Annotated in this window: 9 protein-coding genes; 6 read left to right on the forward strand and 3 right to left on the reverse strand. The window is 66.2% G+C overall.

Features of this window, described 5'->3' with window-relative positions; genetic code table 11:
- Positions 1-24 precede the first annotated feature (24 nt).
- A complete protein-coding gene (hemN, locus tag FEF15_RS07740; protein WP_346427856.1) occupies positions 25-1,461 on the forward strand; it encodes an oxygen-independent coproporphyrinogen III oxidase in 1,437 nt (478 codons plus the stop codon).
- 117 nt (positions 1,462-1,578) lie between these two features.
- Positions 1,579-2,316: a fumarate/nitrate reduction transcriptional regulator Fnr gene (gene fnr, locus FEF15_RS07745; RefSeq protein WP_163558578.1), complete on the forward strand. Its 738-nt coding sequence runs from the start codon at positions 1,579-1,581 to the stop codon at positions 2,314-2,316.
- A 97-nt stretch (positions 2,317-2,413) separates the two neighbouring features.
- On the opposite strand, the gene ttcA is transcribed toward fnr, so the two are convergent.
- The 3 genes from ttcA to FEF15_RS07760 all read right to left on the reverse strand — a co-directional run bounded on the left by ttcA (position 2,414) and on the right by FEF15_RS07760 (position 5,946).
- Entirely contained in the window at positions 2,414-3,343 is a 930-nt protein-coding gene (ttcA, locus tag FEF15_RS07750) for a tRNA 2-thiocytidine(32) synthetase TtcA (RefSeq protein ID WP_163558579.1), read from the reverse strand.
- Between the two features lie 84 nt (positions 3,344-3,427).
- Positions 3,428-4,057, reverse strand: coding sequence for a 3'-5' exonuclease (locus FEF15_RS07755; RefSeq protein WP_163558580.1), 630 nt, complete (start codon positions 4,055-4,057; stop codon positions 3,428-3,430).
- 68 nt (positions 4,058-4,125) lie between these two features.
- Complete coding sequence (locus tag FEF15_RS07760; RefSeq protein WP_163558581.1) at positions 4,126-5,946, reverse strand: DUF294 nucleotidyltransferase-like domain-containing protein; 1,821 nt, start codon at positions 5,944-5,946, stop codon at positions 4,126-4,128.
- Between the two features lie 674 nt (positions 5,947-6,620).
- On the opposite strand from FEF15_RS07760, the gene FEF15_RS07765 reads away from it, so the two are divergent.
- The 4 genes from FEF15_RS07765 to FEF15_RS07780 all read left to right on the forward strand — a co-directional run bounded on the left by FEF15_RS07765 (position 6,621) and on the right by FEF15_RS07780 (position 13,325).
- Positions 6,621-6,881 (forward strand): DUF4212 domain-containing protein, encoded by a 261-nt coding sequence (locus FEF15_RS07765; RefSeq protein WP_163558582.1) that lies wholly within the window; start codon positions 6,621-6,623, stop codon positions 6,879-6,881.
- Between the two features lie 6 nt (positions 6,882-6,887).
- Entirely contained in the window at positions 6,888-8,669 is a 1,782-nt protein-coding gene (locus FEF15_RS07770) for a sodium:solute symporter family protein (RefSeq protein WP_163558583.1), read from the forward strand.
- A gap of 94 nt (positions 8,670-8,763) precedes the next feature.
- Positions 8,764-9,285: a hypothetical protein gene (locus FEF15_RS07775; RefSeq protein WP_163558584.1), complete on the forward strand. Its 522-nt coding sequence runs from the start codon at positions 8,764-8,766 to the stop codon at positions 9,283-9,285.
- Between the two features lie 92 nt (positions 9,286-9,377).
- Positions 9,378-13,325 carry a NahK/ErcS family hybrid sensor histidine kinase/response regulator gene (locus FEF15_RS07780; RefSeq protein ID WP_163558585.1) on the forward strand — a complete coding sequence of 1,316 codons (3,948 nt, stop codon included), beginning with the start codon at positions 9,378-9,380 and terminating at the stop codon, positions 13,323-13,325.
- The last annotated feature ends 59 nt before the right edge of the window (positions 13,326-13,384 follow it).

The raw sequence follows: 13,384 nt of genomic DNA on the forward strand, positions 1-13,384 counted from the left end.
CGCCTCGGACGGGGGCCCGCTAGCATGAAGAGACTTCTCGCCATGCCGGAGCCCCCGATGCTCGTCTCCGCGACGTCTGCCCATCAAGAGATGCCCGACCCACCCGCCTGGGACGACGCCAGCCTGGATCGTTACCCCAGCGGCGGCGACCCCTATCTCTGCTATCCGCCCCCCGGGGCCTGGCGCGACGACTTCACCGAAGGCGACCTCCAGGCGGCACTCGCACGCAGCAACCGCCGGGCGCGCACCCTGGCGCTCTACGTCCACCTGCCGTTCTGTCGCAAGATCTGCTTCTATTGCAACCGCGCCACGGTCGCCACCAAGCTCACGCGTCAGGCCGACCCCTATATCTCGCGCCTCGACCGCGAGATGGTGCTCGCCCGCCGTCACCTGGACACCGCCCGCGAAGTCACCCAGCTGCACTGGGGCGGTGGCACGCCCACCTTCCTCACCCTCGACCAGATGAGCGACCTCATCGACCGGCTCGATGCGCGCTTCGGCCTGTCGGGCAGTCGGGAGCGCGACTACAGCATCGAGGTCGACCCGCGGGAGGCCGACGTCTTCACTCTGCGCCACCTCCAGGCGCTGGGGTTCAATCGCCTTAGCCTGGGCGTGCAGGACCTCGACCCGCAGGTGCAGCGCGCCGTCAATCGCGTCCAGCCACGCATCCTCACCGAGGCGTTGATCGACGAGGCCGATCGCCTGGGCTTCCGCTCGCTCAACCTCGACCTGATCGCGGGCCTGCCCGGCCAGACCCGCGACAGCTTCGCCGCCACCCTGGAGCAGGTCATCGCCATGGCGCCGCCGCGCCTGCGGGTGATCGACTATGAGCACCAGCCGCAGCGCGTCCCCGTCCAGCGCCGCATCCAGGCCGAGACACTGCCCGACGCCGCCGAACGGCACGCCATCCTGCGCACCACCCTCGCCCAGCTGACTGCCGCGGGGTACGTACACATCGGCCTGGACCAGTTCGCGCGGCCCGACGACAGCCTCGCCGTGGCCCAGCACCAGGGGCGGCTGTCGCGCCGCTTCCAGGGCTACACCAGCCACCAGCCTCAGGGCGACCTGCTGGGGCTCGGGGTCTCGGCATTCTCGCGCATCGACGACGTCTATAGCCGTAACCCCGAGAAGCTGGCCGCCTACGAGGCGGCCCTCGACGCCAGCCACCTGCCGATCGCCCGGGGGATGCGCCTTACTTTCGACGACCGGGTGCGCCGCCACGCCATCGAGCGCCTGCTGTGCGACATGGCGCTCGACCTCGACGCCCTCGGCGAGCGCTTCGGCCTGGATGCCGAGCGCTACTTCGCCGAGACGCTGCGCGGGCTCGAAGGGCCACGGCACGACGGCCTGCTGGAGCGCCACGGCAGCCGGCTGCTGGTCACGCCACTGGGGCGGCTGCGCGCCCAGCACCTGGCCCGCGCCTTCGCGGCACCTCTCGCCCCGCCGGATCGCAGCGCCTAGCAGCAGGGTGGTGCACCACGGGTTCCCGAGCGGTCTGCGTCCAATCGTCGCAACCTCCATTTTCCCGCGCTGCAGAATGCTCCATAATGACGCCATGCTCACGATGAGGAGGTGGCCATGGCTGTCAATGCGGCCAGCAAGCGGCGCTCGCTGTTGCACGAGACCCGTTGCCAGAACTGCAGCCTGAGTTCCCTGTGCCTGCCGTTGGCACTTGAAGTCGAGGATATGGAGCAGTTCGACGCGATCATTCGCCGTCGCGCCCCGCTCAAGAAAGGCGAGTCACTGTTCCGCCAGGGCAGTCCCTTCAACAGCGTCTACGCGGTACGCTCCGGCAGCCTCAAGCAGATTACCACCGAAGGCTCGGGCGAGGATCAGGTCACCAACTTCTTCCTGCCCAGCGAGCTGGTGGGACTCGACGGCATCGACGAACAGGCCTATCCCGGCAGCGTGATCGCCCTGGAGACCACCACCGTCTGCGAGATTCCCTTCGACCGCCTCGACTCGCTTTCCGAACGGCTTCCCGAGCTGCGCGGCCAGCTCTATCGCAGCATGAGCAAGGAGCTGCGCGACGACCGGCGCATGATGCGCCTGCTCTCGCGCAAGACCGCCGACCAGCGCCTGGCGAGCTTCTTCACCAGCCTCTCCGACCGCTTCCGCCGGCGCGGCTATTCGCCCTACAGCTTCCGTCTTTCCATGTCGCGGGCCGACATCGGCAACTACCTGGGGCTGGCCGTGGAAACCGTCAGCCGCATCCTGGGGCGCTTCCAGCAACAGAAACTGGTGGAAGTCTCGGGGCGCGAAGTAAACATCCTCAACCTCGAGGCGCTGCAGGAACAGGCCCAGGAAGAGCACTGAAGCGTGCCGTTCGCACACTACAGGGAGCAACCTCAAACAAGGCACCCCCGGTGGAGTACCACCGGGGGTGCTGCTTATGCGGCCCGATACGCGGGACTCAGGACTCGTTCAGGATATCGATACGACTGCACTGCAGGTGCGCCTGCTTCGCTTCCAGGCCCGCAAAGTCGAAGAGATCCCGGTCAGCAAGCTGCGACGGCGCCACGTTGGTGACCGCCTTGAAAAGGCTCTCCAGGCGCCCGGGGTGCTTGGCCTCCCACTCGGCGAGCATCTCCTTGACCACCTGGCGCTGCAGGTTGGGCTGGGAGCCGCACAGGTTGCAGGGGATGATCGGAAAGTCCATCAGCCGGGCGAACTCGGCGATGTCCGCCTCGCGGCAGTAGGCCAGCGGGCGGATCAGGATGTTCTTGCCGTCATCGGAGAGCAGCTTGGGCGGCATCGCCTTGAGGCTGCCGCCGAAGAACATGTTGAGAAACAGCGTCTCGAGGATGTCCTCCCGGTGATGGCCCAGCGCCACCTTGGTGGCACCGATCTGCTCGGCGAAGCCGTAGAGCGAGCCTCGCCGCAGCCGCGAGCAGAGCGCGCAGGTGGTCTTGCCCTCGGGGGTTTTCTCCTTGACCACCGAATAGGTGTCGCGCTCGAGGATATGGTAGTCGACGCCGGTCGATTCCAGGTATTCCGGCAGCACGTGCTCGGGAAAGCCCGGCTGCTTCTGGTCGAGGTTCACGGCCGTGATCGAGAAGCTCACCGGCGCATTGCGCTGCAGGTTGCGCAGAATCTCCAGCAGGGTGTAGCTGTCCTTGCCACCGGACAGGCACACCATCACCTTGTCGCCCTCGTGGATCATGCCGTAGTCGATGATGGCATTGCCCACCTGGCGCCGCAGGCGCTTCTGCAGCTTGTTGAATTCGCGTCGCCCCTTGGCATCGAGGCCCGCCAGGGACGACGCGCCCAAGGTGGGCTCGACCGGCGAAGCGGGGGTGGCGGCATCAGGGGCGTGCGGGTCGAAGGTCACGACGTCTTGCATGGTCACGGCACTGCCAGGGTTGGGTGGATGAGGCCCGCCATGCTACCACCGCCGCTCCCGCCTGGCACCTGTGGTCCGGCGGCCTCAGGCTTCCCGGCGCTGAGCGACGGCGCCACGCTCGAGGCGCAGGTACATCAGCGCCGTGGTCACGGCATCGCCGAGCGCGGTATGGCGCCCCATCACCGGCACCCCCAGCGCCTGGGCCACGCTCTCGAAGCGCAGCCCCGCCGCATCGGCTTCCAGATGGCTGCGGCGCAGCTGGCGGAAATAGAGCTGGGAGACGTCTATGCCGCTGTTGGGCAGGTCGAAGCCGAAGCGGGGGCGCAGCTGGCGGTCGAGCACGGCGCGGATGAAGTCCAGGTGCCAGCCGAGCAGCGGCCGGTTGCCGATGAAGTCGATCAGGCGCGCCAGCGCCCGCTCGGGGCTCTCGCCGTCGTCCAGGTCGACGCCGCGCAGGCCGTGGATACGAATCGAGTCGCCCGTCAGCGTCGCCGGGCGCTGCAGGCGCAGGTCCAGGGACTCGCTGGTCAGCACCCGTTCGCCCCGCACCTTCACCGCGGCAATGGCCACGGGTTCCGCGGTGCGTGTATCCACCCCTGTGGTCTCGCAGTCGATGGCGACCAGTTCGTCCCCGGTGTAGGGATGGAACAGCCAGCCGTATTCGCCGCCGGCATGGCGGCGGCGATCACTGGCGCGGCGCAGGACTCGCAGCATGGAAAGGCTCTCCTCCGGATCGTTGCCGGTGTTGTTGTCTGTGGTGACGGGAGGCGAAAGCGCCCCGCTCAGCTGTACTCGAGGTGGTAGCGGTGCGAGAGGTGCTGCTTGAACTCCTTGACGATGTGCAGCGCCTCGCGCAGCAGGTCGCGCTCCAGGGACGACAGCTCCTGCACCACCACCCGGTTGGCATCCTGCCCCGCCAGCTCGCCGTCGAGACGCGCCAGCTGCTGCTTGAGGCGCAGCTCGGTGAACAGTGACAGCGCCTCGCCGAGGTTCTCCGCGGTGCGCTCGTCGAGCCGGCCATCCGCCGCCAGGGCATCGAGACGTTCTAGGGTCGAGGTGGGCTTGATGCGCCGCTCCAGCGCCATGGTTCGCACCCCGTGGACGATGGGAAAGATGCCGCCCTTCTTGATGTCGATGCCGTGCTGCGGCTTCTTCAGCGAGCCGAACAGAGTCAGCGGCGTGGAGAAGCGCAGCGCCGCCCGGGCGAAGTAGGAGAGCAGCAGTTCGTCGCCCGAGCACTGCGCGAACAGCGCCTCGCGCAGGCGGTCGAGCAGCGCCGGGTTGCCGGCCACGGCATGACTGTCGAGGATGATGGCCAGCTTCATCAGGCTGTCGCCGTCACGTGCCTCCGCCCACTTGGCGATGCGACGACGCCACTGCGACTCAGTGCCAACCCAGTCGGGGTTGGAGACCATGATGTTGCCGGGACAGGGGGGATAGCCCAGCTCGATGAGCGTGTCGGTGAGCGCCTGCATGCGCTCGCTCAGGTCGGGCCACTCCAAGTCATCCTCGAGGATCAGGCCGTTGTCCTGGTCGGTCTTGAGAATCTGCTCGCCGCGCCCCTCGCTGCCCATGACCATCAAACAGCTGTGGGCGTGGTAGCGCTCGTCGATGAGAAAACTCCACGCCTTGGACATGATGCGGCCATTGAGCGCGGCCAGCAGCTCCATGGCAAAGCGAAGCTTGACGCCCTGGGCCATCAGCGCCTTGACCAACTCCGGCGTGCGGTGGCTGGCCCGGGTCAGCGCCTCGAGGGTGGTCGCCTGCTCCACCTGCAGGCTGACCACGTAGCTGCGGCTGGAGAAGAAGCTGAGCACGTCGGTCAGCTCGACCACGCCGCTGGGCTGATCGGCTTCCATGACCACCACGCGCTCCACCTTGTGGCGAGTCATGATCACCAGCGCCTCGAAGAGGTACTGCGCCGGGGTGACCGTGATCAGCTCGAAATGGGCCACGTCGAGCACCGGCTGCCCCTGGGACTTTCCCTCCAGCACCAGGGCGTTGAGCAGGTCGGTCTTGGTCACCATGCCGGCGCCCTGGTCACTGCGTACCAGCAGGCTGTCGGCGTGGCTGTCGCGCAGCGTGGTCACGGCATCGGCGATGCTCGCCTCGGGACCCACGCAAAGCGGCTCGCGCATGCATTCGCCGACCCTGGCCAGCATGAAACCGGCCATGGTTACGCCGCCCTCGGCTCGCTGCTCGGTCAGCAACCGCGTCTTGTGGGCCAGCGTCTGACGAAAGAACTCGGCAAAAGGGGGATAGTCGTCGCACAGCGCCAGAAACAGCGACTTGGGCAGCAGATAGCAGAGGCTCTCCTGCTCGGCGCGGAAACGGTAGCGGCTCTTGCCGTTGAGAATGCTGATGGCGCCGAACAGATCGCCCTGGGTGTAGTGGCCGATGCGCTCGCGTGCCCCCGGCAGCGTGGTGTCCAGCTCGGCGATCTCGCCCTTGTGGATCAGGAAGACGTATTCGCCCGGCTGGCCCGCTTCCAGGATGATCTCGTCGCGATCGAAATACGCCAGGTCGATGCCGTTGCGCACACGATCGCGACCGGCATCGTCGAGCAGCGTGAAAGGCGGCTGGGATAAATCGATGTCCACCATGGCGCTATCCTCGAGAGGCGGCGGCCGCACGCCTGGCCGGGTCGAGCCACCGCTGCCGCCAGTCTTGTTGTTGGTCGTCGATCACTCGGTCGCGCTGCCGCCTACGCCCTCCGTTGGCTGGGGGAAACCCTGCACCCGCCAGCTGGCGGGACGATGCAGTGCCTCGCCAGGGCGGCCTGCCGAGCAACTCCTTCGGCAGGATAGCAAAGGGGAATTGACGGGTAATAGCTAGACAATCGTCCTAGCTTTTCGGCGTTATACCAACGTCTCAAGCACGGCACTGTCGCCATCAAGCGTGCTCCCGGCGCGGACTATACCATCGTCCCATACCCGGTAGAGCATCGCACACCGCCCCTCCCATCATGCATTCAAGCCATTGATTTTTAATTATTATTGAAAAGTGACTTTCATCGTCATTCGTTCATGATACCAAAGTCTGGGATTTTTTTTCTGCGCTCATTGACCACTATTGCCGGTGAGTCATACGGGGCTTTCGCTCGTCGACAAGCGTCTCTAACAGCAAGAACCATGCGACGCACGGTCAGTCTTGTACGGCAACACCACCAGCTCACACACCTGTGTGGCATCGCCACCCTGCCGAGCGACTCCGATGATCGATGCCAACTCTCAGAGCCGCTTCTTCTCGATCTCAACAACAAGTGGAGAGCAACAACATGGCAGAAGATAAATCCAATGCCGAGGCTTACTGGCGGGCAAACCTCCGCCTGATCGCCGGTTGCCTGGTCGTCTGGGCAGCCGTCTCCTATGGCTGTGCCATTCTACTGCGCCCGCTGCTATCGGGCATTCCCGTGGGCGGGACCGACCTGGGCTTCTGGTTCGCCCAGCAGGGCTCCATCCTGACCTTCATCGGCCTGATCTTCTTCTACGCCTGGAAGATGAATCAGCTGGACAAGAAATTCGGGCTCGGGGAGTAAGTCAGCATGAGTCAATTTGCCATTAACGTCCTCTTCGTGGGCGCCTCCTTCGCCATCTATATCGGCATTGCCATCTGGGCGAAGGCCGGTTCGACCAAAGACTTCTACGTCGCCGGCGGCGGGGTGCATCCCATCACCAACGGCATGGCGATCGGCGCCGACTGGATGTCGGCGGCCTCCTTCATCTCCATGGCGGGCCTGATCGCCGCCGGGGGCTATGCCAACTCCACCTTCCTCATGGGCTGGACGGGCGGCTACGTGCTGCTGGCCATGCTGCTGGCCCCCTACCTGCGCAAGTTCGGCAAGTTCACCGTCCCCGAATTCATCGGTGACCGCTTCTACAGCAAGCAAGCCCGGCTCGTGGCGGTGATCTGTCTGATCGTGGCCTCGGTGACCTACGTCATCGGCCAGATGGCGGGCGCCGGGGTGGCCTTCTCGCGCTTCCTGGAGGTCGACGCGACCACCGGCCTGATCATCGCCGCGGTGGTGGTGTTCTTCTACTCGGTGCTGGGGGGCATGAAAGGCATCACCTATACCCAGGTGGCCCAGTACATCGTGCTGATCATCGCCTACACCATCCCGGCGATCTTCATCTCCCTGGAGCTGACCGGCAACCCTGTGCCGCCTCTGGGGCTGTTCTCCGAACACGGCGAGTCCGGCATGCCGCTGCTGGCCAAGCTCAACGAGGTGGTCACCGCACTGGGCTTCAACGAGTACACGGCGGACGTGGACAACAAGCTCAACATGGTGCTGTTCACCCTGTCGCTGATGATCGGTACCGCCGGCCTGCCCCACGTCATCATCCGCTTCTTCACGGTGCCCAAGGTGGCCGACGCCCGCTGGTCCGCCGGCTGGGCCCTGGTATTCATCGGCCTGCTCTATCTGACCGCTCCGGCCGTGGCCTCCATGGCACGCCTCAACCTGGCAACCACTATCTATCCGGACATGGCCGGTCAGGTCGAGAACGTCGAGGAGGCGGCCACCAACCCCATCCTCTACGAGAACCGTCCCGAGTGGGTGCGTACCTGGGAGGAGACGGGACTGATCACCTTCGAGGACAGGAACGACGACGGCCGCATCCAGTTCTACAACAATTCGGCTGACTTCTCCGACCGCGGCTGGGAAGGCAACGAGCTGTCCGTCAACAACGACATCCTGGTGCTGGCCAACCCGGAGATCGCCAATCTGCCCGGCTGGGTCATCGGCCTGATCGCCGCCGGCGGCCTGGCGGCGGCCCTGTCGACGGCCGCGGGCCTGCTGCTGGCCATTTCCTCGGCCATCAGTCACGACCTCATCAAGGGCTCGATCAACCCCAACATCTCCGAGAAGGGCGAACTGTTGGCGGCACGGATCTCCATGACCGTCGCCATCATCGTGGCCACCTATCTGGGCGCCAACCCCCCGGGCTTCGCCGCCCAGGTGGTGGCACTGGCCTTCGGTATCGCCGCCGCTTCACTGTTCCCGGCACTGATGATGGGCATCTTCTCCAAGCGGGTGAACAACGTGGGTGCCGTCGCCGGCATGCTCAGCGGCCTGGGCTTCACGCTGGTCTACATCTTCGTCTACAAGGGCTGGCTCTTCATCCCGGGCACCAACAACCTGCCCGACACGCCGGAGAACTGGGTGCTGGGCATCTCGCCGCTGTCCATCGGTGCGGTCGGTGCCCTCATCAACTTCATCGTGGCCTTCGGCATCTCCAAGGTGACCGCGGAGCCGCCCCAGGAAATCCAGGACCTGGTGGAGAGCGTCCGCTATCCCAAGGGAGCTGGCATGGCGGTCGACCACTAAGCCATAATCCCACCCCGGCGCCACAACGGCGCCGGACCCAACCTTCCATCGGGCTTCCCTCGGGAAGCCCGATGGCCGTCAGGAAGCTCCCATCATGATTTGGCATTTGATTGCAGCGGTATTCGCCGGACTGGGCGCCGCGGGGGTCGGCCTCTTGCTCCGCACCCTCTCCGCCAGGCGGCTGCCGCGCTGGATCGTCCCAGTCTGCGCCGGCCTCGGCATACTCGGTTACCAGATCCACCACGAATACACCTGGTTCGAGCACAAGCGCGCCCAGCTGCCCGACACAGCGCGGGTGGTGACCACCGAGCAGAGCGCCGCCTTCTGGCGCCCCTGGACCTACCTCGTGCCCCTGACCACGGCCTTCACGGTGGTCGACGAGCAGAGCCTGGTGCGCACCCCGAGCGAAGCCGATGAGCAACGGCTGGTCGAGTTCATTCTCTACCGCTTCGAGCGGGAGTACGTCGAACGCTTCTCCCACCAGGCCTACCTGATGAACTGCACCACGCGAGAGCTCATCCCGCTGGCGGAAGAGTCCCGGGAACCCCGTACGGAGCGGATGCAGCGCCTCAGTGACGGTGCCAAGCTGCTGAACGCGGTGTGCGACTTCTCCTGATTTCCGGCTCGGCTTGCGCCTGGCTAACAGCGGCCTGATGCCGTCGCCCCCCGCCATGCCCTAGAATGGGCGCAGACACAGGGGGAGTCCACATGTTCGCTGGCTGGCTGCTGATTGCCGTTTCACTGCTCTATATCGCCGTGCTGTTCGCCATCGCTTGGCGCGGCGATCGCCATGCCCGGGAGCACGGCGCCAGCCAGCGCCGACCGGTGGTCTACAGCCTGGCGCTGGCCATCTACTGCACCTCCTGGACCTTCTATGGCGCCGTGGGCCAGGCCGCCACCGCCGGCTGGTCCTTCGCCAGCATCTACGTCGGCCCCATCCTCACCTTTTTGCTGTTCTGGCCGGTGCTGGCCAAGATGATCCGCGTCGCCAAGCGCCAGAACATCACCTCCATCGCCGATTTCATCGCCTCGCGCTATGGCAAGGCACAGTCGCTGGCGGCCTTCGCCAGCCTGGTCGCGCTGATCGGCACGCTACCCTACATCGCCCTGCAGCTGAAGGCCGTGGCGGTCTCCTTCGACATCCTCACCGCTACCTCCTCGGAGGCACCCAGCACGCCGCTGTTCGGCGATACCGCCTTCTTCGTGGCGCTGGTGATGGCCGCCTTCGCCATCCTCTTCGGCACGCGTCATACCGATGCCACCGAACACCACGAGGGGCTGATCCACGCCGTGGCTTTCGAGTCCCTCATCAAGCTCCTCTCCTTCCTGCTGCTGGGGGCTTTCGTCACCTGGGGCATGTTCGACGGCATGGGCGACCTGCTGGGGCGGGCTGAATCCCAGCTAGAACTGCAGCGCCAGCTCGCCGACCAGGATTTCGGCCAGAGCTTCTGGGCACAGACCCTGCTCGCCATGCTGGCCATTCTCTGCCTGCCGCGACAGTTTCATGTGGCCGTGGTGGAGAACACTCATCGCGACGATGCCACCAAGGCGCGCTGGCTATTTCCGCTCTACCTGCTGGCCTTCGCCTTCTTCGTCGTGCCGCTGGCAGCTGCGGGCCTGGCGCTGTTTCCCGATGGCAGCGTTGAGCCCGACACCTTCGTACTGGCCATTCCCATGGCCTCGGGCAACGAGTGGCTTACCCTGCTCACCTTCATCGGCGGCTTCTCGGCAGCCACCGGCATGGTGATCGTGGCCACCGTGGCGGTGTCGATCATGATCTCCAACGAGATCGTGATTCCGGCGCTGTTCCGCCTGCGCTGGCTGGATGCCCGGCCCCGCGATTACGGGCGCCTGGTACTGCGCGCGCGGCGCATCACCATCGGCGTGATTCTCGGGCTGGCGTACGGCTTCTATCAGATGGTGGCCGAATTCGGCTCGCTGGCCTCCATCGGCATGCTCTCCTTCGCCGCCGCGGCGCAGTTCGCCCCGGCGCTGATCGGCGGTCTCTACTGGAAGCGCGGCAACCGCATGGGCGTGGTCGCCGGCATGAATGCCGGCTTTGCCATCTGGGCCTACAGCCTGCTGATGCCGGCGATGGTCAATGCCGGGGTCCTGCCGGCGACATGGCTGGATGGCGGTCCTTTCGGCGTGACCTGGCTCACGCCCACCGCCCTGTTCGGCCTCAACATCGGCGACTCCTTCACCCACGGGGTGATGCTGTCGCTGGGGCTCAACCTCTTCTGCTACATCTTCGTCTCCCAGCTCACCGCCCAGCGCGTCGTGGAGCGCATCCAGGCGTCGCTGTTCGTCGACAGCGTGGAGACCCGCCAGACCTCGGTGAACCGCCCCTGGACCGGGGCCACCACGGTGGGCGACCTGAAGGTGCTGTGCGAGCGCTTCCTGGGCGCTGGCCAGGTGGCGCGGGCCTTCGAGGACTACGCCCGGCGCAGCGGCCAGCACCTCGACGAGAGCGCCCGCGCCTCCATCGACGTCATCCAGTTCACCGAGCGCTTCCTCGCCTCGGTGCTCGGCGCCTCCTCGGCGCGCATCGTGGTCAACTCGGCGCTGCAGGGCCGGGGCATCGGCATCTCCGACGTCATCTCCATCGTCGACGAGGCCTCCCAAGTGCTGGAGTTCAACCGCGCCCTGCTCCAGGCCACCATCGAGAACATCAGCCAGGGCATCAGCGTGGTCGACCAGAACCTGCGCCTGGTGGTGTGGAACCAGCGCTACTTGGAGCTGTTCCGCTTCCCCGACCACCTGATCCGCGTGGGCGCGCCCATCGACAAGATCTTCCGCTACAACGCCCACAACGGCGAGTACGGTCCCGGCGACCCCGAGGAACATGTGCGCCTGCTGATCGACAACATTCGCGATGGCCAGCCCCACCGCTACGTGCGCTACCGCCAGGACGGCAGCGTGCTGGAGGTGCAGGGCAACCCCATGCCCGGCGGCGGCTTCGTCTACACCTACCTCGACATCACCCAGCAGAAGCGCATCGAGGAGGCGCTGATCCGCTCGGAGAACAACATCCGCATCTACACGGACAACGTGCCGGCGCTGATCGCCTACTTCGACAAGGAGTGCCGCTACCTCTTCACCAACCGCGCCTACGAGCAGGCCTTCGGCATCGACCGCAACGAGGTGATCGGCAAGCACGTGGACACGGTAATCACCGGCGAGATGGCCCGCGAGCGTGCGCCCTGGATCCGTCGCGCCCTGGCCGGCGAGCGCGTGAGCTTCGAGGTCTCCATGGGCAGCGGCGACGCCATTCGCTACATGCTGGTCACCTACACGCCGCACTTCGGCGACAGCGGCGCGATACTCGGCTTCTTCGCCCTTTACCAGGACATCACCGAGCGCCGCCTGGCCGAGATTGCCCTCAAGGAGACCAACGAGACCCTGGAGGAGCGCGTCCGCGAGCGCACCCAGGCGCTCTCGGAGGCCAACGCCGCCCTGCGCCAGGAGAACCGCGTTCGCGCCGAGGCCGAGCAGGCCCTGCGCCAGGCCAAGCAGGTAGCCGAGGACGCCAATGCCTCCAAGACCCGCTTCCTCGCCGCGGCGAGCCACGATCTGTTGCAGCCGCTCAACGCGGCGCGGCTGTTCACCTCGGCGCTCTCCCCGGAGGTCGAGGCGAATGAATTACGTCGCACCATTGGCCACATCGACAACTCGCTGCAGGCCGCCGAGGAGCTGCTCGGCACCCTGCTCGACATCTCCAAGCTCGACGCCGGCGCCCTCACGCCACGCCGCAGCCACTTCGCCCTGGCCGACATCATCCAGCCGCTGAGGGCCGAGTTCGAACTGATGGCCGAGGAGCGCGGCCTCGACCTGGTGGTGGTGCCCACGCGGCGATGGGTCGACAGCGACCCCCAGATGCTGCGCCGCATCGTGCAGAACTTCCTCTCCAACGCCATCCGCTACACCCAGGAGGGCCGGGTGCTGCTGGGCTGTCGCCGCCACGGCGAGCGACTGACCATCGAGGTGTGGGACTCGGGCCCGGGCATCCCCGAGTCCAAGCAGTGCGAGATCTTCCAGGAGTTCCGCCGCCTCGATCAGGTCTCGCGCCACAAGGAGAGCGAGAAGGGCCTGGGGCTAGGCCTCTCCATCGCCGACCGCATGAGCCGCGTGCTGGACCACCCGCTGCGCGTGCGCTCCTGGGAGGGCTTCGGCACCGTCTTTTCGGTCAGCGTACCGACCGTGGCCGCCCAGCCACAGGCAAGCCGGAGCGCTCAGCCGCCGACACGACGCGCCGGCAACAAGCTCGCCGGCACCCGCATCCTGTGCATCGACAACGAGACGCTGATCCTCGAGGGAATGAAGGCGATGCTCTCCGGCTGGGGCTGCGAGGTGTTCACCGCCACCAGCATCGGCGGCGCCAAGTCGGTGCTGCGCCACCTGGACGGCGACCCCGACGCGATTCTTGCCGACTACCACCTGGACAACGAGGTCACCGGCCTGATGGCCCTGGAAGCGCTGGCCGAGCGCCACGAGGATGCGGTACCGGGCATCGTGATCACTGCCGACCGCACCGAGGAGGTCGCCGAGGAGGTGAAGCGTGCCGGCTACCACCTCCTGCAGAAGCCGGTCCGCCCCGCCGCCCTGCGCGCCCTACTCACCCGGACCCTGCAGGCCAGCCGCGCGGCCAAGGCCTAACGGCGAGCTGCAGGCAATTGGAGGCTCGAAAGCGAAAAGCCCGTGACCTTGGTCACGGG

The organism is Halomonas sp. NO4 (assembly GCF_010994375.1).
Lineage (GTDB): Bacteria > Pseudomonadota > Gammaproteobacteria > Pseudomonadales > Halomonadaceae > Halomonas.

Bases quoted from the DNA above. Each gene is read 5' to 3' on its own strand.
- FEF15_RS07755 (WP_163558580.1), bottom strand. From the start codon at position 4,057: ATGCTGCGAGTCCTGCGCCGCGCCAGTGATCGCCGCCGCCATGCCGGC.
- FEF15_RS07775 (WP_163558584.1), top strand. From the start codon at position 8,764: ATGATTTGGCATTTGATTGCAGCGGTATTCGCCGGACTGGGCGCCGCG.
- FEF15_RS07780 (WP_163558585.1), top strand. From the start codon at position 9,378: ATGTTCGCTGGCTGGCTGCTGATTGCCGTTTCACTGCTCTATATCGCC.
- FEF15_RS07770 (WP_163558583.1), top strand. From the start codon at position 6,888: ATGAGTCAATTTGCCATTAACGTCCTCTTCGTGGGCGCCTCCTTCGCC.
- hemN (WP_346427856.1), top strand. From the start codon at position 25: ATGAAGAGACTTCTCGCCATGCCGGAGCCCCCGATGCTCGTCTCCGCG.
- FEF15_RS07760 (WP_163558581.1), bottom strand. From the start codon at position 5,946: ATGGTGGACATCGATTTATCCCAGCCGCCTTTCACGCTGCTCGACGAT.
- ttcA (WP_163558579.1), bottom strand. From the start codon at position 3,343: ATGCAAGACGTCGTGACCTTCGACCCGCACGCCCCTGATGCCGCCACC.
- fnr (WP_163558578.1), top strand. From the start codon at position 1,579: ATGGCTGTCAATGCGGCCAGCAAGCGGCGCTCGCTGTTGCACGAGACC.
- FEF15_RS07765 (WP_163558582.1), top strand. From the start codon at position 6,621: ATGGCAGAAGATAAATCCAATGCCGAGGCTTACTGGCGGGCAAACCTC.